Below are 20577 nucleotides of genomic sequence, written 5' to 3'. Positions count from 1 at the left end.
GGCAGGTGCTGGTGATCATGAGCGGCCTGATCCTCGGCATGCTGCTGGCCTCCCTGGACCAGACCATCGTGTCCACGGCCATCCGCACCATTTCCGATGATCTCAGCGGCTATTCGCTGCAGGCGTGGGTCACCACCGCCTATCTCATCACCGCGACCCTCAGCACGCCGCTGTACGGGAAGCTGTCGGATATGTTCGGGCGCAAGCCCTTCTATCTGGCGGCGATCGCCATCTTCGTCGCCGGGTCGCTGCTGTGCACCATGGCCCAGTCGATGTACGAGCTGGCCGCCTTCCGCGCATTTCAGGGACTCGGCGCGGGCGGGCTGATGTCGCTGGCGCTGACCATCATGGGAGATATCGTCTCGCCGCGGGAGCGCGCCCGCTATCAGGGCTACTTCCTGGCCGTCTTCGGCACCTCGAGTGTCGTGGGGCCCGTGCTGGGCGGCCTGTTCGCAGGTCAGCCGGCCATTCTCGGCATCGACGGCTGGCGCTGGGTGTTCCTGGTGAACGTGCCGATCGGACTGCTCGCCTTCGCCGTGGTCACCAAGGTCCTGCAGTTGCCGCGCCGCCCGCATCCCGGGGTGCGGATCGACTGGTGGGGTGTGCTGATGCTCGCGGTGGGCATCGTTCCGCTGCTGGTGGTGGCCGAGCAGGGCCGGGAATGGGGCTGGGGCAGTCCGAATGCCATCGCCTGCTATCTGATCGGCGCGGCCGGCGTACTGGGCTTCATCGCGGTCGAGGCGAAACTCGGCGATCTGGCGCTGATTCCGCTGCGGATGTTCAAGAATTCGACGTTCGCCCTGGGCGTGGTCATCTCGTTCGTGGTGGGCGCCGGCATGTTCGGCGGGATCTCTTTGCTGCCGCAGTATCTGCAGGTGGTGCGCGGATCGAGTCCGACCGTCGCCGGCCTGCAGATGCTGCCCATGGTGCTCGGCATGATGACGGCCTCGGTGATCGCGGGCCAGACCATCTCCCGCACCGGCCGCTATCGCGTCTTCCCGCTGATCGGCGCCGGCCTGCTGACGCTCGGGCTGTTCCTGCTGCATCTGATCGGCGCCGACAGCCCGCTGTGGCTGGTGATGATCTTCATGGCGATCGCCGGACTCGGCCTCGGCAACCTCATGCAGCCACTCACGCTGGCCTTGCAGAATGCCCTGCCGCCGAAGGATATGGGCGTGTCCACGGCCGCGGCCACCTTCTTCCGGCAGATCGGCGGCACCCTGGGCGTGGCGGTCTTCCTGTCCATTCTGTTCGCGCAGCTGACACCGCATATCAGCGACGAATTGCACAGCGCGGCAACACAACCCGCTTATCAGCAGGCGGTGATCGCCGGTGCGCACAGCGGCAATCCCGCCGATGCGGCGCTGTCGAAAGGTTTGCTGTCCCATGATGTCTCGGCGGCCGGACAGGTGATGAGCGACAGTTCGGTGATCCAGCAGTTGAATCCGACGCTGGCCCGCCCGTTCCAGGTCGGCTTCGCCGATTCGATGGACACCGTATTCCTCGCTGTCACCGCCATCGCCGGGATCGCGCTGTTGCTGGTGGTGTTCTGGAAGGAGGTGCCGCTGCGCACCGCGGGCGGATTACAGGCCAGTGCGGAGTCGACCGGGGGAGCCGAGGCCGCCGGAACCGTTGCGGCCCAGGCCCCAGCCGAGTCCGACGCCCAACCGCCGGCGACCCGCGCCGCGGAGGCACCGGCCCGGACCTGAGCCTCGGACACGCGGGCAGGACACGCAGTACTACGGGTGCGATTCACAGGAATCACCGGAATCGCACCCGCATCTGTGCGTTACTTGTCGGGCAGTTCGTTCTCCCCCCGATTCGTTCCGAACCGAGGATGTGATGCGAAATGACCCACCGTCCGCGCGTACGTAGCCTGCTCACCGCCACGGCAGCCGCCGCATTGCTCGCCCTGGGATCCGGTCTGCTCACCGCCGCACCCGCCGGCGCCGCGCCGAGTGTGCCGACCCCCGTCCACAATCCGGACTATCCCCTCGGCGGCGACGCCGAACATCCGGGCGCGCCGGAGAAGGATCCCCGGGCGGAGAAGGCCGAGAAACTGGGCGGCGACACCACGACCGAGCTCATCGAGTTGGGCGCGACCATCCTGAAATGCGGACTGAACATCGTGGCGCCGACCGTGAAATGTGAATAGCGGCAAGAAAACAGGCGCCGGGCCGGGTTCAGATCAGGCTGATCTGCCCGGCCTGTTCGCTGCCCGCACCCGGTACCGGCTCCAGCAGCTGCGGACCGTTGTTGCGCACCGAATTCACCAGCGGCGAGACCGGACGCGCGACGATGGACGAAATCACCTGCGCCTCAGGGGTTTCCAGTAATTCGTGTGGCGCCGGATGGTCGGGGTCGAGCCAGGCGTCCCAGTGTTCGCGCGGCATCATCAGCGGCATCCGATCGTGGATGCGGGTCAGATCGCCCACCGCGTCGGTGGTGAGGATCGTGCAGGACAGCAGCGGGGCCATATCCCGCTGCGCCGGATCCCGCCACACCGACCACAGGCCAGCCATGTACAGCCGGCGCCCCTCGGCATCCGACATGTAATACGGCTGCTTCACGGCCTTGCCGGAGCCGGTGGGGTGCGGTTCGGTGAGCCATTCGTACCAGCCGTCCATCGGAACCAGACAGCGACGCTTCTTCACCGAATCCCGGAACGAGGGCGCCGTGGCGGCGCGGTCGGCCCGGGCATTGAACAGCGGCTTGCCCTTGGCCGGAACTCCCGGTTCGGCGGCCTTCGTCCAGACCGGGATCAGCCCCCAGCGCATGCGGCGAATCCGCAGCGCCGGGTCGTCGTCGGGGTGGTTGTGGTCGTGACGGCGAACGACGGTGAGGATCTGATTCGTCGGGGCGACGTTGTAGTTGGCGCCGTTTCCGGATTTGCCGCCGGCACTCTTGTCACCAGCACCGGGCACCGATTTTCCTGCGGCGGCGTCACTCGGCGCACCGTCCGCGGTCTCGTCGAGGGCGTCGAGTTCGACCGCCAGCCTGGCGGGATTCGCCGTGGTCGCATATCTGCCGCACATATCTCCATGCTGCCATCCGGGACCGACAGAATCCGTAGGCTCGGCCATACCCGCACAACGAGACGAATCCAACTGAAGGCGATTGACATCACATCGCGAATGTGAGAACTTTTTGCCACCACTCTCTCATTAGGGGTCGCCGAACCATGTCCACCACCGAGTCCACCGCCGCCACCGCGTCGGCACAGGCAGCCGAATCCGCTCGGCCCACCGAGCTCTCCTCTCTCAATCCGGCCACGGGCGACGTTATCGCCACCCACCCCATCGCCGACGACGATGCGGTGCGGGCGGCCGTCGCCAAGGCCCGCGCGGCCGCCGCGACCTGGGGCGGCCTCAGCTTCGCCGATCGCAAGCGGGCGCTACTGCGCTGGTCCAGCCGCCTCGTCGCCCGTGCCGACGAATTCTGCGATCTGATCCACGCTGAGAACGGCAAGCCGCGCGACGACGCATACCTGGAATTGATGCTGGCCCTCGAACACATCGCCTGGGCCGCCAAGAACGCCGAGAAGGTTCTCAAACCGAAGAAGGTGTCGCCCGGCGCCCTGATGTCGAATTTCGCGGCGTCGATCGAGCAGCGGCCGCTGGGTGTGGTCGGCGTGATCGGCCCGTGGAATTACCCCGTCTACACCCCCAACGGTTCGCTGGCCTACGCGCTGGCCGCCGGTAACACCGTGGTGTTCAAACCGAGTGAATACTCCACCGCCATCGGCAATTTCGTCGGCCAGGCCTTCGTGGACGCCAACCCCGACCTGCCCGAGGGCGTGTTCGTCACGATCAACGGATTCGGCGCGACCGGCGCCGCGCTGGTGCGCGCGGGAGTCGACAAGATCGCCTTCACCGGCTCCACCGCGACCGGTAAGAAGATCATGGCCGCCGCGGCCGAAACGCTGACTCCGGTGCTGCTGGAATGCGGCGGTAAGGATGCGGTGATCGTCGCCGCGGACGCCGATATCGCCGCCGCGGCCGACGCCGTCGCCTACGGCGCGACCATGAACAGCGGCCAGACCTGCGCCGGCGTGGAACGCGTCTACGTCGACAAGTCGATTCGCGAGCCGTTCGTGGCCGAGGTGAAGAAGATCCTGTCGGACGTGCACGCCGGCTCCGACGCCAAGGCTTCCTACGGCCCGATGACCATGCCGTCGCAGGTCGACATCGTGCGCCGGCACATCGAATCGGCGCTGGCCAACGGCGGCACCGCGGTGCTGGGCGGCCCGGATTCGGTGCACGCGCCGTATATCGAGCCCGTGGTTCTGGTCGACGTGGACGAGAACTCGGATGCCGTGTGCGAAGAGACCTTCGGCCCGACCGTCACCATCCGCACCGTCGACACCATCGACGAGGCGGTCGACCTCGCGAACAACTCGAAGTACGGCCTGGGATCGGCGGTGTACTCGCGCAAGCACGGCCTCGAGATCGCCCGCCGGCTGCGCGCCGGAGCCACCTCGGTCAACTCGGTGCTCGGCTTCGCCGCCATCGCGTCGCTGCCCTTCGGCGGCGTCGGCGATTCCGGTATCGGCCGCATCCACGGTGCGCCCGGCCTGCTGGAGTTCACCAGCCCGCATTCGATCGCGGTGCAGCGCTTCGCGATTCCGGGTATGGCGCTGATGAGCTACAAGCGCACCGAGAGCACCATGAAGCTGCTGCGCAAGGTGGTTCCGCTGCTGCACGGACGCCACAAGTAGTCCGAATACGCACTGCCTCTCCCTCGGGCCCGCACCCAACGGTGCGGGCCCGATCGCATGGTCAGATCAGGCGCGGCAACCGGCGCGTTCCCGGATGAGGCGGCAATTGTCCGAATCCAGCAAATAAACGAGCATACGTCGGAGATCACAAAACCGCGCTCCCTGCACACGGGTTCAGCTCTCATGCGCGAAGATGGTCCGGTGAGTTTCTGGCCCGCGCCCCACATCGACCATGCCGTGCACGCGACCGTCACCCTGCCCGGGTCCAAATCGATCACCAACCGGGCATTGATTCTCGCCGCGCTCGCGGACCGCCCCTCGACGATCACCGGCGCCCTGCGCAGCCGGGACACCGAGCTGATGATCGCGGGCTTACGCGCGATGGGCACCGAAATCACCGGTGACGGCGACACCCTCGCCGTCACCCCGCCGACGCACCTGCACAACGCCACCGTCGATTGCGGACTGGCGGGCACCGTGATGCGGTTCCTGCCGCCGGTGGCCGCGCTGGCGCACGGCGATGTCGCGTTCTTCGGCGACGAGCAGGCGCAGCTGCGTCCGCTGCACACGATCCTCGACGCGCTGCGCAGTCTCGGCGTCGACATCGACGGCAACACCCTGCCGTTCGTCGTGCACGGCGCCGGGACGCTGCGCGGCGGGCGGGTCACCATCGACGCCTCCGGTTCCTCGCAGTTCGTCTCCGGGCTGCTGTTGTCGGCGGCGCGTTTCGACACCGGGATCACCGTGCACCACGAGGGCGCGCCACTGCCGTCCATGCCGCATATCGAGATGACGGTGCAGATGCTGCGGCAGGCCGGGGTCCGGGTGGAGGCACCCGCCGATCCGCGCAAGGAACAGGTCTGGACCATCGAACCCGGGCCGATCCACGCCGTCGACTGGGATGTCGAGCCGGATCTGTCCAACGCCACGCCGTTCCTGGCCGCGGCGGCGGTCACCGGCGGCGAGGTGACCATTCCGCACTGGCCGCAGCTGACCACACAGGCCGGTGACGTGATCCGCGAGATCCTGGTCCGGATGGGCGCCGAGGCGCGCCGTTACGACGGCAAACTCACCGTGCGCGGTCCGCAGTCCCTAGCCGGCATCGATATCGACCTGCACGACGTGGGCGAGCTGACGCCGACCGTCGCCGCGCTCGCCGCGCTGGCCGACTCCCCGTCGCGGCTGCGCGGCATCGCCCATCTGCGCGGACACGAAACCGATCGGCTGGCCGCGCTGACCACCGAGATCAACCGCCTCGGCGGCAACGTCACCGAAACCGAGGACGGGCTGAGCATCGAGCCGACCCCGCTGCAGGGCGGCCAGTGGCATTCCTACGCCGATCACCGAATGGCCACGGCGGGCGCGATTCTGGGCCTGCGCGTGCCCGGTGTGAGCATCGAGGACATCGGCACCACCGCCAAGACGCTGCCCGAATTCGTCACCCTGTGGGAATCGATGCTGGCGGGCGCCGGCGCCTTATCTGGTGAGGGAGCGGCCCACTGAGGCGGCGGGAGTACGACGAATCCGATGTCCGGGTCCGCCCGGGCAGGGGTTCGCGTCCCCGCACCAAGACCCGGCCGGAACATCGAGATGCGGTGTCGGCCATGGTGGTTTCGGTCGATCGGGGACGCTGGGGGTGCGTGCTCGGCGACGATCCGGATCGCCGCGTGGTCGCGATGCGGGCGCGGGAACTGGGCCGCACCCCGATCGTGGTCGGCGATCAGGTGGATGTGGTCGGCGACCTGTCCGGCCGGCCCGATACGCTGGCGCGGATCGTGCGCGTCGCCGATCGCCGAACGGTGTTGCGCCGCACCGCCGATGACACCGACCCTTTCGAACGCATCGTGGTGTCGAACGCCGAACAGCTGTTCATCGTCGTGGCGCTGGCCGATCCGCCGCCTCGCACCGGCTTCGTCGAACGCGCCATGGTGGCCGCGTATGCCGGTGGGCTGCAACCGATTCTGTGCCTGACCAAACACGATCTGGCCGCCGATTCCGAATTCGCCGCCGAATTCGCCGATCTGGATCTGACCATCGTCTACGGCGGGCGTGACGATCCCCTGGAACCCGTTCGCGACCTCCTGCGGGATTCGCTGACCTGTCTGCTCGGCCACTCCGGCGTCGGCAAGTCGACGCTGGTGAATCGCCTTGTCCCCGAAGCGGAACGAGCCGTGGGCACGGTCTCCGGCGTCGGCAAGGGCCGCCACACCTCCACTCAGTCGGTGGCCCTGCCGCTGGAAGGCGGCGGCTGGGTCATCGACACCCCCGGCATCCGCTCCTTCGGCCTCGCCCACATCTCCCCCGACGACGTGATCGCCGCCTTCCCCGACCTGTCCGAGGCCATCGAGGACTGCCCCCGCGGCTGCACCCACCTCGGCCCACCCGCCGACCCGGAATGCGCGCTGGACGAACTGCCGGGCAAGGAGCGGCGGGTGGCGGCGATCCGGCTGTTGCTGACAGCGCTGAATTCCAACGATCCCTGGGTGGTCGGCGGCAGCTGAGCCCTCTGGGTCTGCAGGCGCGGGCAGGTGGCGCAGGAATGCGATACTTGGCATTGCACGAGACGTCCCGACGAGGAGGGAGGGCTGATGAGCGCGGAGCCGCTGCCTGCCTGGGTCGTCCCGCCGACCGGCGGTTATACCGCCGATGACCTGGACAAGCTGCCCGACCTCCCCCCGCACACCGAGCTGATCGACGGGAGTCTCGTCTTCGTGAGCCCGCAGATGAGATTCCATGCGCTGGTGATCGATCTGCTCGTGTCCGCGCTGCGATCGTCAGCGCCATCGGCCCTTCGGGTTCGAAGGGAAATGACGGTGACATTGGGCCCTCGGCAACGCCCGGAGCCAGACCTTATCGTCGTCCACGAATCGGCGGATCGTGGGGCTGACCAGACCACCTATCAGCCCGAGGATGTCGTCCTGGCGGTCGAAGTCGTTTCGCCGGATTCGATTGTGCGCGACCGCGAACGCAAACCGCAGTTGTATGCGCGCGCCGGGATTCCCCATTTTTGGCGTGTGGAAAACGACAACGGTCGCGCGGTGGTCTACATCTACGAACTGGACCCGGCCACCGGCCAATACACTCCCACCGGCATCCACCACGACCGGCTCGCACTGTCGGTGCCGTTCGAGCTGGACATCGACCTTACCGAGTATCAGCGGATGTGATCAGTCGGCGTGTTCCGGGCGCGGAGTCGCTGCCAGGCTCGCCTGCCCGATCCACTGCGGTACCTGCCGCCGAATCGACGCCGGGCCCACGATCTCGGTGGTTTCCTCCCGCAGCGCCGCTGCCCAGCTCCGGTCGCCGCGCCAGATCTCGGTGAGCTGCCGCAGCGTGCTGCGCACGGTTGCCGCGACCTCGAAACCGGGGTCGTAGTCGCAGACCGCCGCCGTCCCGCGCTCGACCACGAGCCACCAGTGCGCCTCCTTGCCGGGCACATCGGTGAACTCGACCTCCAGGACCGTGCGCTCCTCGGGCCACGCCCGGACCGGAATCGTGCGACGGATGTCCCACAGCAACAGGTGCGGATCCAGATCTCTGTCGCCGAGATCGCCGATCCAGCGCACCCCCCACGTCCCGAGCGCCTGGACGACGGTCGACAGTTCACGTCCGGCCTCGGTCAGGAGGTAGGCGGCCCGTCCGTCCGTACCGATCTCGCGACGCAGCACCCCCGACCGCTCCAGCGAGCGCAGACGCCGCGACAGCAGGGCGGGCGACATTTTCGGGTTGCCCCGCCGCAACTCGTTGAAATGCGTACTACCCAACAGTAATTCGCGGACGACCAGCAATGTCCATCGTTCGTCGAGGACATCCATTGCCTTGGCGATCGGGCAGAACTCCCCATAGCCGGACACACAACCAGTAGACCACTCGGCGCGCGCCGGGTACAGATGTTGAACTGGCCGGGGCCGCCCCGGCCGCCGAATGCTTGCGGTATGACAGCTATCCCTCACACCCAGCAACCATCCCCCGACATCACCGAACGCACCCACGCCCTCTGGGCTCTCGGCGACTACCCTCGCGTCGCGGACACCGTGATACCCGGCCTGGGCCGGCGCCTGGTCCGAGCCTGCGATATTCGTCCCGGCCTGCGCGTGCTCGACATCGCCGCCGGAGCGGGAAATGCGGCCATTCCGGCGGCCGAAGCCGGCGCGGACGTCGTCGCCAGTGACCTGACGCCGGAAATGTTCGAGGCCGGCAGGGCCGCGGCGGCCGCTCGCGGTGTCCATCTCACCTGGGAGGCCGCCGACGCCCAGGCGCTGCCGTACGCCGACGGCCGATTCGATGTCGCCATGTCCTGTGTGGGCATCATGTTCGCCCCGTCGCATCGGGCGGCCGCCGGCGAACTGCTCCGAGTGACCGCGCCGAATGCGACGATCGGGCTGATCAACTGGACGCCGGAAGGATTCATCGGCGAAATGTTCTCCACCGCCAAGCAGTTCGCACCGCCACCGCCGCCCGGAGCGCAATCGCCGCTGCTCTGGGGCACCGCCGACCATCTCCGGGACCTGTTCGGCGACCACGTCACCGATCTGCGGATACAGCGCGAATTCGCGACGGTGGAGTGTTTCGCCGACGGTGACCGGTTCCGCGACTTCTTCAAGGCCAACTACGGTCCCACGGTCGCTGTCTACCGGTCCCTGGCGGGCGACCCGGACCGCATCGCCGAGCTGGACCGCGCCCTCGCCGACCTGGCCGCTCGCCACGATCTCGGCGGCGGGCGGATGCGCTGGGAGTACCTCCTGGTCACCGGCCGGCGGGCGTGATCACCGGTCCGTGTCGCCGCGCGGCCGGATATTCGACGAAGCCGCCCGGTTGTGTGCGATCCGGCCGGCGTCTACGCCGACGTCGGCAGCCGGCGCTCGCCGTGCGTGATCGCCGCGATCAGATCGTCGTAGCCGTTGACCAGTTCGGCCACCCGGAACCACGCAGCGTGCACGGCCAGATCGTCGGTGGTGGTCTCCAGCAGGTGCGCGGCACGGGCGTACGCCGCCATGAGCCGATCGATCACCGAACCGACGGTTTCGGTATGGATCGCGGTGCCGTGCCGATGCTGCGGGACGTGGGCTTGGATCCATCGATCGATCGCGCGCACGGTCTCGCGGCGCGACGCCTCGGCCGCGCGGCGATAGTCGGCATCGTGCGATCGGGCGGCACCGGTGTGCAGTTCCGCGAGGTGCCGCGCGAGCGGGTCCAGGTGATGTGCGGCGGGCCGCGAATCACGCACCGTTCGCAGCAGCATCTCGGCGGTGGGAAGATCCCCGACAACGTCGGCGCCGCCGCGCTCGAGCACCAGCAACGGCGACACCGTCGCCACCCGGGTGCCCTCGGGCCCCGGAACCTCACCGGTCATCGCGAGCACCGCCCCCGCGCTCGGAGGGGGATACCGCACCGGAGGCAGCCATCGCGGCCGTCTCGGTGACGCGGTGCGGCGAGAATTGCGACTTCGAGCACATCGGCAGCTCCTGGTCGGTCGTGTCGGCCCTCGACGAAGCCGACCGTATGCCCCGGATTAGCCGTTCGCCCCCCTGCTCGTTCCCGCTGTTGAGAAGTCACAGCCCTGATCGCCGCAGCGTGCTGACGGAGCACATAACCAGTGGTTGACTACGGCGTCAGCACCAGCCGCCCGCGCAGTCCACCGGCGGACAACCGCTCATGCGCTTCGGCCGCGCGTTCGAGCGGAAGGACATCGGCGACCCGCAAGCCCAGGCCGAGCGCCGCGAGTTCGCCGAGCGCGGTTCCGTCCGCCCGGATCCACTCCTGGTGCATTCTCATGCCGCGCAAGGGAAGAGGGGGCTGTCCGCCGGCCACCCCGGCGTAGGCGCCACCGTTGCGGACGGCGGCCGTCGCGCGAACCCCCAGACCCGCGCCGTCCAGTGCGCCGTCGACACCGCCCGGAACCAGCGCCCGTATCTCCCCGGCGAGGTCGGCGCTCGCGCGAGACACGGTCCATTCGGCGCCGAGTCCGCGAACGAACGCCGCATCCTCATCGGCGACCTGCGCGACCACCCGCAGTCCGGCACGAACGCCCAGTTCGACCGCGAAGCCGCCCACCGCTCCGGCCGCGCCCGTCACCAGCAGGGTGTCACCGGCGCGAAGGTCGAGCAGCGCGAGCGCCTGGTGTGCGGTCAGCGCATTCAGCGGCAGGGTGGCCGCTTCCGTCGCATCCACACCCGGCGGTGCCGGTGCGACCGCATCGGTATCGAGCACCAGATACTCGGCATACGCACCCAGCGACCGGTCGAGCAGATCACGTAATCCGACAACGCGTTGTCCCGCCGCGAATGTCGTCACCTCCGGCCCGACGCGGTCGACGATTCCCGCGGCGTCCCAGCCGATTCCGATGATTTCGCGCGGCGCCATCAGTCCCGCCTCGATCAGGGCGCCGCTGCGGGTCGCGATATCCACCGGATTGACCGCCGCCGCCTCCACCCGGATCCGCACCTGGCGCGGCCCGGGTTCGGGAATCGCCACCCGCACCACCTCGAGTGCCTCCGGGCCGCCCACGCGGCGAACGACCACTGCCCGCATGCTGTTTCCAGAAGTCATGCTGCTCAACTTATGGAGAGCTACTCTCCATAAGGAAGTACGCACTCGAAGGTGCGTATCCCACTCCGAGGAGAGCCGTGGCCACCCGAACCGCCGCCCAACGCCGCGCCCAGGCCGGCGTCGAATACGACGCGTACCTGGCGCAATGTCCCGCACGCCAACTACTCGACCGCATCGCCGACAAATGGGTGAGCCTGGCTGTCAATGCCCTCGCCGACGGCCCCCAGCGCTACAGCGACCTGCAACGCCGCCTCGCCAGCATCAGCCAGAAGATGCTCACCCAAACCCTGCGCAACCTCGAACGCGACGGCCTGGTCTGCCGCACCGTCACTCCCGCGGTCCCGGTTCGCGTCGACTACGAACTCACCCCACTCGGCCGCTCACTGCTACCGGTGATGCGCGCGGTCAAAGACTGGGCCGAGGAGAACATGGACCACGTCCACGCCGCCCGCGAACACTACGACCAGCAGACCGAAACCGCGTAGCGGCTTCTCGCCGGGTATCGTTCGCCGAAATTACCGGCGGCGCTTGGACTTCGGGGGCTTGGACTGCTTGGACCGGTCACGTTCCGCTTCGCGACGCTCGCGGCGGGTCATGCCGGTCGAGGGGGTGTCGCCGTATTCCTGAGCGGCACTGCGGACTTCGGCGTGGCCGCCCTCGTCCGGACCGGAGAAGCTGAGGCCGCGCGGGCCGGATTCGTCGATTCCCTTGGCGCGCAGAGCCGCCGGGGCGTTCTCGGCGGCGCCGTTGCCCTGGGGTACTGCCGGGGCGGGATGGGTGGCGCCCACCGGGGAACGCAGGCCGGCACCGACCGCGGGCTGCGGTTCGGGAGCCTGCTGAACCTCCACCTGGAGGTTGAACAGGAAGCCGACCGACTCCTCCTTCAGGCCCTCGAGCATGGCGGCGAACATGTCGAAACCCTCGCGCTGGTATTCGACGAGCGGATCGCGCTGCGCCATCGCGCGCAGGCCGATGCCCTCCTTGAGGTAGTCCATCTCGTAGAGGTGTTCACGCCACTTGCGGTCCAGGACCGACAGCAGCACCTGACGCTCCAGGTTGCGCATACTGCCCGCGCCGGCCAGATCGTCGATTTCCTTCTCACGCCGCGCGTAGGCGTCGTGCGCGTCGTCGAGAATGGCGTCGAGCAGTTCCTCGCGGCTCAGTTCGCCGATCTCACCGTCTTCGGTCTCACCGGTCAGATCCTGGTATTCGATGCCCACCGGGTACAGCGTCTTGAGTGCAGTCCACAGCTTGGCCAGATCCCAGTCCTCGACGTAGCCCTCGGCGGTGGCGCCGTTGACGTAGGCGGTGATCACGTCGGTGATCATCGACTGAACCTGGCCCTCCATATCCTCGCCGGCCAGGATGCGCTGGCGCTCGGCGTAGATGACGGTGCGCTGCTGGTTCATCACCTCGTCGTACTTCAGAACGTTCTTGCGGATTTCGAAGTTCTGCTGTTCGACCTGGGTCTGGGCGCTCTTGATCGCCCGCGAGACCATCTTGGCTTCGATCGGCACGTCGTCGGGCAGGTTGAGCCGGGTCATGATCGACTCCAGGGCCGCACCGTTGAAACGCCGCATCAGCTCGTCGCCGAGCGAGAGGTAGAAGCGCGACTCGCCCGGGTCGCCCTGGCGACCGGCACGACCGCGCAGCTGGTTGTCGATACGTCGCGACTCGTGCCGCTCGGTGCCCAGCACGTAGAGGCCGCCGGCGTCGCGCACCAGATCGGCGTCGTCTTCGACCTGCCGCTTGACCTGCTCCAGCGCGGGCAGCCAGCTGGCCTCGTAGTCGTCCGGCGTCTCGACCGGATCCAGGCCCTGCCGGCGCAGCAGCGTATCGGTGATGATGTCGGGGTTACCGCCGAGCACGATGTCGGTACCACGGCCGGCCATATTCGTCGCCACGGTGACCGCGCCCGGGCGGCCGGCCTCGGCGATGATCTGCGCTTCCTGTTCGTGGAACTTCGCGTTCAGCACGTTGTGCGGGATGCCGCGCTTGGTGAGCAGCTTCGACAGGTACTCCGACCGCTCCACCGAGGTGGTACCGATCAGCACCGGCTGGTTCTGCTCGTGCCGCTCGGCGATGTCGTCGGCGACCGCGGCGAATTTCGATTCCTCGGTCTTGTAGATCAGGTCCGCCTGATCCATGCGGATCATGGGCTTGTTGGTGGGGATCGGCACGACACCGAGGCCGTAGGTCTGGTGGAGCTCGGCCGCCTCGGTTTCGGCGGTACCGGTCATACCGGACAATTTGTCGTACAGACGGAAATAGTTCTGCAGCGTGATGGTGGCCAGCGTCTGATTTTCCGGCTGGATCTCCACGCCCTCTTTGGCCTCGATGGCCTGGTGCATGCCCTCGTTGTAGCGACGGCCGACCAGAATGCGGCCGGTGAATTCGTCGACGATGATGACCTCGCCGTTGCGAACGATGTAATCCTTGTCGCGAACGTAGAGTTCCTTCGCCTTGATCGCGTTGTTCAGATAGCTGACCAGCGGCGAGTTGGCGGCCTCGTACAGATTGTCGATACCGAGCTGATCCTCGACGAATTCGACACCGGCCTCGTGCACGCCGATGGTGCGCTTCTTGATGTCGACCTCGTAGTGCACATCCTTCTTCAAAAGCGGTGCAATACGGGCGAATTCGGCATACCACTTACTCGACGCGTCGGCCGGGCCGGAAATGATCAGCGGCGTCCGGGCCTCGTCGATCAGAATCGAGTCGACCTCATCGACCACGGCGAAGTTGTGCCCGCGCTGGACCAGATCGTCCAGCGAATGGGTCATGTTGTCGCGCAGATAATCGAAGCCGAATTCGTTGTTCGTGCCGTAGGTGATATCGGCGCCGTAGGCCGCACGCCGCTCGGCGGGGCTCATCCCGGACAGGATCGCGCCGACCTGCAGGCCGAGGAAACGGTGCACGCGGCCCATCCACTCGGAGTCACGGCGGGCCAGGTAGTCGTTGGTGGTGACGATGTGGACGCCGTCGCCGCTGATCGCGTTGAGATAGGCGGGCAGCACCGAGGTGAGTGTCTTACCTTCACCGGTTTTCATCTCGGCGACATTGCCGATGTGCAGGGCCGCGCCACCCATCACCTGCACCTTGTAATGCTTCTGATTCAGCACACGCCAGGAGGCCTCGCGCGCGGTGGCGAAAGCCTCGAGCAGCAACTCGTCCAGGGATTCGCCGTCGATGTAGCGCTGTTTGAATTCGTCGGTCTTGGCCCGCAGTTCCGCGTCGGTGAGATCGGCGTACTCGTCTTCCAGACTGAGAACTTCGTCGGCCAGATGCGCGAGCCGCTTGACGGTGCGACCCTCACCAAAACGTAGCAACCTCGTCAGTGTCAGCGCAGGCACGGGTCTCGTCAGTCCTCTGGTCGATGTTGTCGTCTTGCAGTGCTACATCTTCGGCACACCGCACTACTCGCGGCATACCGAAGCCCCCGCCACATCGTATGGGCGAAATCCCCGGCGCGCGGATAAGCGGCATCGTCCATGGTAATGCGGCCTCCATCGTAGGCGCCGCCGCGTCGGAACATCCACGGACAGCCGCGGCCCATCGGGGCCCGGCAGTGATCGATCACACTTCGGCACGACACACGCCCGCGATCACCGCATGCGCAAGGCACTCATCCGCCAACGCCCGCGGCGCAGCACCAGCCGCGCGGCGACGGCGAAACGGCGCTGCCCCCGCTCGTATCCGCCGCACACCTCCGCAGCACTCGCGGTGACCTCGGCGAGCTTCACGGTGACGAGCACCGCCGTACCGAGGCGGCGCTCCGCGGCGGCGGTGCGGGCGAGCGTTTCGACGGCGGCCAGCACGGTCGGCTCCACCACCGGACGCAACTGCCCGAGCGGACGCCGCCCGTCGATGACCTCGAGCACCAGGCGCAGCGACCGCTCCGCGAACTGCGCTGCGGCCGTACCGATTTCGTCCCCGCCGCATATGTCGGACGACACCGGCACACCCGCGCCGGACCCCGGCGAGCGGCCGTCGTGCGCGGACCGGCGCGGGGTCCGCAGTCGCGGCACGACGTGCGCGGCCGCCCCCCGATCGAGCGACTTTCCCGCAGTCGCACCACCGGAACTCCTCGGATCCAACGGCGGTTCGAATACCGGCGCGCGGCGGGCGCGACGGGTGTATACCGGGCTTGCAGAAGACTCGAGCATTCGACACTCCCCCTGGTCGGCATGCTTGGGCACGGATCGAACCAGCATGCCATGCGCGGCGTCGACGACGGCGGAATTCCGACGCCGACGCGACAAGTCCCACACAGTCACGCGCGCAAGGTTTGTGTCACTCCACAATGGAGAGCGGCAACGGAGAGGAGCTCGGACAGCGTGATCACGAGACTGACGCCGCAGGACGCGTCGTTCTTCCGGCTCGAGTCGAGCAGCAATCCCATGCACATCGGCTCTCTCGCGATCGTGCGCGTCGCCCCCGAGGACCCCGGCGACGGATCTCCGTGCGTGGACTACCAGACGCTGCTGGACCTGGTCGACAGCCGGTTGTCGATGGTGCCCCGCTACCGCCGCAAGGTCCGTGAGGTCCCGTTCAAGGTGGGGCGCCCGGTCTGGGTCGAGGACAGCCGCTTCGACCTCACCTATCACGTGCGGCGATCGGCGCTGCCGGCTCCGGGCTCCGACGAGCAGCTCTACGAACTGGTCGGGCGGCTGTCGTCGCGACCGCTCGACCCGAGCCGGCCGCTGTGGGAGATGTATCTGATCGAAGGCCTGTCCGAGGACCGCTGCGCGATCTTCACCAAAACCCATTCGGCGCTGGTGGATGGTGAGACCGCGCTCGAGATCGGCCACGTCATCCTGGACTCGGGGCCCTCGCCGCGGGTGGTCGCACCCGATACCTGGGTGGCCCACCGTGAACCCGGCGACATGGAACTGCTGGGCATGTCACTGGCCGAAATAGCGACCCAGCCCGCGACGGCATGGGAAGTCGTCCGCGATGCCGGAGCCAACGCGTCGGCGGTGGTGGCGGCCGCGGGCAAGGCGGTCGACGCCGCGGTCGACCGGGTGCGCGCGGCCGGGCGGACGGCGCCCGACAGCCCCTTCAACACTTCGATCTCGCGGTGCCGCCGGTTCGACATCGCACGGACCGACCTCGAGGACTATCGCCGCATTCGAAGACACTTCGGCTGCTCCATCAACGACGCCATCCTGGCCGTGGTGACCGGCGCGCTGCGGATATTCCTGCAATCGCGCGGTGAGGTGCTGGTCGGATCGGCGGTGCTGCGCGCGGTGGTACCGATGTCGGTCTACGTCGACGGGTCACCCGACGACGTGAGCCCGGCCAGCGAGGTCTCCTCGTTCCTGATCGATCTGCCGGTGGGAGAGCAGAATCCGGTGATGCGGCTGTCGCACATCTCGCATGCCACGGCCGAGAATGCCCGGCATCGGCGCGCCGTGCGGGCGCGCACCCTGGTTCACATGGCCGGCTTCGCCCCGGCCAGCCTGCACGCGATGAGCGTGCGGGCGGCGAGTACGTTCGCAGAACACACATTCAACTTGGTGATCACCAACGCCCCGGGTCCGCAGCGGCCGATGTATATCGGCGGCGCACGGATGCTGGAGATGTATCCGGTATCGCCGTTGCTGCGCAATCAGGCGTCGAGCATCGGAATCACGTCCTACGACGGACGTGTGTTCTACGGTCTCAATGCCGACCGCGAGGCGATGGCCGATATCGCCGTACTGGCGGCGGCGGTGCGCGAATCCATGGAGGAGATGCTCGGTGCCTGCGTCTGATCAGGGCAAGCTACGCGTCTATGTCCCGGCCACCATCGCCATGCTCCGAGAGCTGGTGGCGCAGCGCGAAATTCGCGCGGTGAACGACACCGCCTTCGCGGTCACCCCCGCGTTGCGCGAGGCCTACGCCTCCGGCGACGACGAGGAACTGGCCGAGGTGGCGATGGGTGAGGCGGCGCGCGCATCGCTGCGGCTGCTCGCCGAGGAACGCGAATCCGCACTGATGCACGCCGACGACGGCGATGCCGAACCGGAGGACGGAACAGATCCGGACGCCGCCGAAGACACCGGATCGTCGTATTCGGCCCCCGTCTACCGCCGTGCCGTGATCGCCGCCGATGTGACGGGCACGACCCTGCGCCCGGATCTCGACGATGCGGTGGTCCGGCTGTCCGGGCCGATCACCTACAAGCGCATCGCCTCGGTGCACGTCGATCTGGCCGAGGCCGAACCTCAGGTCGCGAAGGCCGTCGACGTCGTCGACGCGGCCGACCTGGGCGATCCGGACGCGGAATTCGTGCTGGGCGACGCGGAGGATCACCAGCTGGCTTGGTACGCGGCACAGGAGTTGCCGTTCCTGCTCGACCTCCTCTGATCCGCCCGCTAACCTACGATGCCGTAACCTTGGCTCGAAGGGTGCGCCGCAGGCGCGTGATCACAGGAAATGAGCATTCGCACGATGGTGTCGAAATCGGTACAAGGCCTGCGGGCATGGCTCGAGGCCCCGGTCGCCGACGCGAAGATGGCCGGGCGGACGCGCCTGGACGCGCTGCGCGGCGCGGCGGCCCGCATCACCACCCCGCTGCTGCCCGATGACTATCTGCATCTGGTGAATCCGCTGTGGTCGGCGCGGGAACTGCGCGGACGGATCATCGAGGTCCGCAAGGAGACCGCCGATTCGGTGACCCTGGTGATCAAGCCGGGCTGGGGTTTCGATTTCACCTTCACCCCCGGTCAGTACATCGGCATCGGTGTCCTGGTCGAGGGGCGCTGGCACTGGCGGTCGTATTCGCTGACCTGCCCGCCGGACTGGACCCATCGCGACAACCGCGCCGAACGAGTGATCTCGATCGCGGTGAAGGCGATGCCGGAGGGCTTCCTGTCCAGCCACCTGGTCAACGGCGTGCCGCAGGGCACGGTGGTTCGCCTGGCCGCGCCGCAGGGCGGGTTCGTCCTGCCGGAGCCCCCGCCGGCGAAGGTGTTGTTCATCACCGCCGGCAGCGGCATCACCCCGGTGATGGCGATGCTGCGGACCATGGACCGCCGCGCCGCCGACCGCACCGACGGCGACGCGATGGACGACATCGTGCACATCCACTCCGCCCGGACCGCCGAGGACGTCATGTTCGGCGCGGAACTGCGGGCGCTGCACGACAAGCATCCCGGCTTCACCGCGCATATCCACCTCACCGGCGAGCAGGGCAAATTCGATCTGGCCGATCTCGACAGCCGGTTCCCGGACTGGCGCGAGCGCGAGACCTGGGCCTGCGGTCCGGCCGGTCTGCTCAACGATGTCGAGAAGCATTGGGCCGCAGCGGGTATCAGCGACAAGCTGCATGTCGAGCGGTTCGAGGTGGAACGTTCGGCGGTCGGCGAGGGCGGCACGGTCACCTTCGCCCGCACCGATCGCAGCGCCGAGGCCGACGGCGCCACCAGCCTGCTCGAGGCCGGTGAGGCCGCGGGCGTGCAGATGCCGTTCGGCTGCCGGATGGGTATCTGCCAGACCTGCGTGGTCACCCTGACCGACGGACATGTGCGCGATCTGCGCAACGGCGCCGAACACCAGGCCGGGGAGAAAATCCAGACCTGCATCTCGGCCGCGGCCGGCGACTGCACCCTGGACGTGTGAGTCGCGTTCCGGTGGTGTTCACCCGTGCGCCCCGCGGCGGCGCGAGCGATCACCACGGGTTACCGATACTCTGAAGAGGACAAGACCGAGACCTCCCACCGAAGCGCAGCGGAGCCCATGCCGCCGAAGCGCGGGGGAGGCAGTCCATCGAAGCGCAGCGGAGGCAATCCGATACCGGCCCGCCGACGCGATGCAGAGGCATTCATTCGACACCGCCGGAGCGAAGCGGAGGCATTGCAGGACCGTGGCCATCACCGACATCAAGGCGTATTCGCATCTGACGGCTGCCGATATCGACACATTGGGGCAGGAACTCGACACCATCCGCCGCACGGTCGAGCAATCGCTGGGTGAGCGCGACGCCGCCTACATCCGGCGCACCATCCGCGCCCAGCGCACGCTCGAGGCCGCCGGCCGCGCGGTCCTGTTCGCCGGACGCAACAAATGGGCCTGGGTCGCGGGCACCGCGATGTTGTCGGTGGCCAAGATCATCGAGAATATGGAGCTCGGGCACAACGTCAGCCACGGGCAATGGGACTGGATGAACGACCCGGAGATCCACTCCACCAGCTGGGAGTGGGATATGACCGGCACCTCCGGGCAGTGGAAACGGGCGCACAACTTCTCGCACCACACCTACACCAACATCGTCGGCATGGACGACGACGTGGGCTTCGGCATCCTGCGCATGACCCGCGACGAAGAGTGGAAGCCGATCAATCTCGCTCAGCCGGTGGCGAATCTGATCCTGGCCGCGCTCTTCGAGTGGGGTATCGCCCTGCACGATCTGAAGATCGAGAAACAGCAGACCGGAGTTCCGCGCAGCGACCTGCTGTCCGAACCCAACCGGCAGTTCCTGCGCAAGGCCGGCCGCCAGGTCGCCAAGGACTTCGTGGTCTTTCCGCTGCTGAGCGGTCCGGGCTGGAAGGCGACGCTGAAGGCCAACGCGACGGCCAACCTGATCCGCAATCTGTGGGCGTACGCCGTGATCTTCTGCGGGCATTTCCCGGACGGCGCCGAGAAATTCACCCAGGAGCAGTTCGCGGACGAAACCCGGGCGGAATGGTATCTGCGGCAGATGCTGGGCAGTGCCAACTTCCAGGCCGGCCCGGCGATGGCCTTCATGAGCGGCAATCTGTGCTACCAGATCGAGCATCACCTCTTTCCGGACATTCCGAGCAATCGGTATCCGGAGATCGCCCAACAGGTCCGCCAACTCTGCGACAAATACGACCTGCCGTACACCACGGGATCGCTGGGCAAACAATATGCCCTGGCGTTCCGCACGATTCACAAACTGGCGCTGCCCGACCGATTCCTGCGCCGGACCGCGGACGACGCCCCAGAGACGTCGTCGGAACGCAAATTCTCGCTGCTGACCCGCCCGTTGACGGCCGGTACCGAAGAGCCGCTGTCCGGCGTCGACCCGCTCACCGGAAGGCGGCAGGGATTGCGGTCGGCAATGGTGGAAGCCAAGGCCGCACTGCGCGAGAAGGCACGGCAGGAAAAGGAGGCGCTGCGCGAAGCCAAGCTCGCTCTGCAGGAGAAGGCTCGGGCCGAGAAGCAGATACTCCGGCGCCGCGGACTGCGGGGACGAGCGACCGTTCGCGTCCGGTTGCGGCAACAGCGAAGGCGACTAACCTAAGCCATATCGGTCACGATCACAATGCGGTATACGCCACAGTTGTAATCCGATCCGGAGACAA

Annotated in this window: 18 protein-coding genes; 12 read left to right on the top strand and 6 right to left on the bottom strand. The window is 67.5% G+C overall.

The genetic code is table 11. The annotated features are described in order from the left end of the window. The first annotated feature begins 17 nt into the window (after positions 1–17). Both A5780_RS36515 and A5780_RS36510 read left to right on the top strand, forming a co-directional pair. Complete coding sequence (locus A5780_RS36515; protein WP_082976930.1) at positions 18–1709, top strand: MDR family MFS transporter; 1692 nt, start codon at positions 18–20, stop codon at positions 1707–1709. Between the two features lie 140 nt (positions 1710–1849). Further along, positions 1850–2155: a hypothetical protein gene (locus A5780_RS36510; RefSeq protein WP_064903420.1), complete on the top strand. Its 306-nt coding sequence runs from the start codon at positions 1850–1852 to the stop codon at positions 2153–2155. Between the two features lie 28 nt (positions 2156–2183). On the opposite strand, the gene A5780_RS36505 is transcribed toward A5780_RS36510, so the two are convergent. Continuing rightward, entirely contained in the window at positions 2184–3035 is an 852-nt protein-coding gene (locus tag A5780_RS36505) for an SOS response-associated peptidase (protein WP_063010744.1), read from the bottom strand. A 146-nt stretch (positions 3036–3181) separates the two neighbouring features. On the opposite strand from A5780_RS36505, the gene A5780_RS36500 reads away from it, so the two are divergent. The 4 genes from A5780_RS36500 (at position 3182) to A5780_RS36485 (ending at position 7884) form a co-directional block, all read left to right on the top strand. Beyond that, positions 3182–4717, top strand: coding sequence for an aldehyde dehydrogenase family protein (locus tag A5780_RS36500; RefSeq protein WP_064903418.1), 1536 nt, complete (start codon positions 3182–3184; stop codon positions 4715–4717). 183 nt (positions 4718–4900) lie between these two features. Beyond that, positions 4901–6220 (top strand): 3-phosphoshikimate 1-carboxyvinyltransferase, encoded by a 1320-nt coding sequence (aroA, locus tag A5780_RS36495; RefSeq protein ID WP_063010748.1) that lies wholly within the window; start codon positions 4901–4903, stop codon positions 6218–6220. Continuing rightward, positions 6217–7218 carry a ribosome small subunit-dependent GTPase A gene (gene rsgA, locus A5780_RS36490; RefSeq protein WP_063010750.1) on the top strand — a complete coding sequence of 334 codons (1002 nt, stop codon included), beginning with the start codon at positions 6217–6219 and terminating at the stop codon, positions 7216–7218. The genes aroA and rsgA overlap by 4 nt, the downstream gene beginning before the upstream one ends. Positions 7219–7305: 87 nt before the next feature. Beyond that, the gene (locus A5780_RS36485) at positions 7306–7884 is read left to right on the top strand and encodes a Uma2 family endonuclease (RefSeq protein ID WP_063010752.1); all 579 of its coding nucleotides are present in this window, start codon (positions 7306–7308) and stop codon (positions 7882–7884) included. On the opposite strand, the gene A5780_RS36480 is transcribed toward A5780_RS36485, so the two are convergent. Then, on the bottom strand, positions 7885–8571 hold the full coding sequence (locus A5780_RS36480; protein WP_063010754.1) for a helix-turn-helix domain-containing protein: 687 nt from the start codon (positions 8569–8571) through the stop codon (positions 7885–7887). It abuts the gene before it with no gap. 81 nt (positions 8572–8652) lie between these two features. On the opposite strand from A5780_RS36480, the gene A5780_RS36475 reads away from it, so the two are divergent. After that, positions 8653–9483 carry a class I SAM-dependent methyltransferase gene (locus tag A5780_RS36475; protein WP_064911292.1) on the top strand — a complete coding sequence of 277 codons (831 nt, stop codon included), beginning with the start codon at positions 8653–8655 and terminating at the stop codon, positions 9481–9483. A 71-nt stretch (positions 9484–9554) separates the two neighbouring features. Here the strand turns inward: A5780_RS36475 and A5780_RS36470 are convergent, their stop codons facing one another. Together A5780_RS36470 and A5780_RS36465 are read right to left on the bottom strand one after the other, a co-directional pair. Further along, a complete protein-coding gene (locus tag A5780_RS36470; RefSeq protein WP_156769753.1) occupies positions 9555–10070 on the bottom strand; it encodes a DUF4254 domain-containing protein in 516 nt (171 codons plus the stop codon). A gap of 251 nt (positions 10071–10321) precedes the next feature. Then, a complete protein-coding gene (locus tag A5780_RS36465; RefSeq protein WP_231983209.1) occupies positions 10322–11266 on the bottom strand; it encodes an NADP-dependent oxidoreductase in 945 nt (314 codons plus the stop codon). A gap of 77 nt (positions 11267–11343) precedes the next feature. On the opposite strand from A5780_RS36465, the gene A5780_RS36460 reads away from it, so the two are divergent. Then, positions 11344–11751 (top strand): helix-turn-helix domain-containing protein, encoded by a 408-nt coding sequence (locus A5780_RS36460; protein WP_063010762.1) that lies wholly within the window; start codon positions 11344–11346, stop codon positions 11749–11751. Positions 11752–11781: 30 nt separating this feature from the next. Here the strand turns inward: A5780_RS36460 and secA are convergent, their stop codons facing one another. Next, complete coding sequence (gene secA, locus A5780_RS36455) at positions 11782–14619, bottom strand: preprotein translocase subunit SecA (RefSeq protein ID WP_064911290.1); 2838 nt, start codon at positions 14617–14619, stop codon at positions 11782–11784. A 252-nt stretch (positions 14620–14871) separates the two neighbouring features. Continuing rightward, entirely contained in the window at positions 14872–15222 is a 351-nt protein-coding gene (locus tag A5780_RS43325) for an Rv3235 family protein (RefSeq protein ID WP_146101005.1), read from the bottom strand. 381 nt (positions 15223–15603) lie between these two features. Here A5780_RS43325 and A5780_RS36445 point away from each other — a divergent pair, with 381 nt between their 5' ends. The 4 genes from A5780_RS36445 to A5780_RS36430 all read left to right on the top strand — a co-directional run bounded on the left by A5780_RS36445 (position 15604) and on the right by A5780_RS36430 (position 20516). Beyond that, positions 15604–17022 (top strand): wax ester/triacylglycerol synthase family O-acyltransferase, encoded by a 1419-nt coding sequence (locus A5780_RS36445; RefSeq protein WP_063010768.1) that lies wholly within the window; start codon positions 15604–15606, stop codon positions 17020–17022. A 40-nt stretch (positions 17023–17062) separates the two neighbouring features. After that, positions 17063–17617: a hypothetical protein gene (locus A5780_RS36440; protein WP_064911289.1), complete on the top strand. Its 555-nt coding sequence runs from the start codon at positions 17063–17065 to the stop codon at positions 17615–17617. A gap of 84 nt (positions 17618–17701) precedes the next feature. Further along, positions 17702–18871 (top strand): ferredoxin reductase, encoded by a 1170-nt coding sequence (locus tag A5780_RS36435; RefSeq protein WP_063010796.1) that lies wholly within the window; start codon positions 17702–17704, stop codon positions 18869–18871. 244 nt (positions 18872–19115) lie between these two features. After that, complete coding sequence (locus tag A5780_RS36430) at positions 19116–20516, top strand: fatty acid desaturase (RefSeq protein ID WP_064911288.1); 1401 nt, start codon at positions 19116–19118, stop codon at positions 20514–20516. Positions 20517–20577: the final 61 nt, after the last annotated feature.

The sequence above is a fragment of the Nocardia sp. 852002-20019_SCH5090214 genome (assembly GCF_001665865.1).
GTDB classification, from domain to species: Bacteria; Actinomycetota; Actinomycetes; order Mycobacteriales; family Mycobacteriaceae; genus Nocardia; species Nocardia nova.
This window is presented reverse-complemented; position numbering and strand designations above follow the sequence as displayed.

Excerpts from the sequence above, each read along its gene's own strand:
- A5780_RS36510 (WP_064903420.1), top strand. The coding sequence starts at position 1,850 with ATGACCCACCGTCCGCGCGTACGTAGCCTGCTCACCGCCACGGCAGCC.
- A5780_RS36505 (WP_063010744.1), bottom strand. The coding sequence starts at position 3,035 with ATGTGCGGCAGATATGCGACCACGGCGAATCCCGCCAGGCTGGCGGTC.
- A5780_RS36465 (WP_231983209.1), bottom strand. The coding sequence starts at position 11,266 with ATGACTTCTGGAAACAGCATGCGGGCAGTGGTCGTTCGCCGCGTGGGC.
- aroA (WP_063010748.1), top strand. The coding sequence starts at position 4,901 with ATGCGCGAAGATGGTCCGGTGAGTTTCTGGCCCGCGCCCCACATCGAC.
- A5780_RS36475 (WP_064911292.1), top strand. The coding sequence starts at position 8,653 with ATGACAGCTATCCCTCACACCCAGCAACCATCCCCCGACATCACCGAA.
- A5780_RS36515 (WP_082976930.1), top strand. The coding sequence starts at position 18 with ATGAGCGGCCTGATCCTCGGCATGCTGCTGGCCTCCCTGGACCAGACC.
- A5780_RS36440 (WP_064911289.1), top strand. The coding sequence starts at position 17,063 with ATGCTCCGAGAGCTGGTGGCGCAGCGCGAAATTCGCGCGGTGAACGAC.
- A5780_RS36470 (WP_156769753.1), bottom strand. The coding sequence starts at position 10,070 with ATGACCGGTGAGGTTCCGGGGCCCGAGGGCACCCGGGTGGCGACGGTG.
- A5780_RS36435 (WP_063010796.1), top strand. The coding sequence starts at position 17,702 with ATGGTGTCGAAATCGGTACAAGGCCTGCGGGCATGGCTCGAGGCCCCG.
- A5780_RS36500 (WP_064903418.1), top strand. The coding sequence starts at position 3,182 with ATGTCCACCACCGAGTCCACCGCCGCCACCGCGTCGGCACAGGCAGCC.
- A5780_RS36485 (WP_063010752.1), top strand. The coding sequence starts at position 7,306 with ATGAGCGCGGAGCCGCTGCCTGCCTGGGTCGTCCCGCCGACCGGCGGT.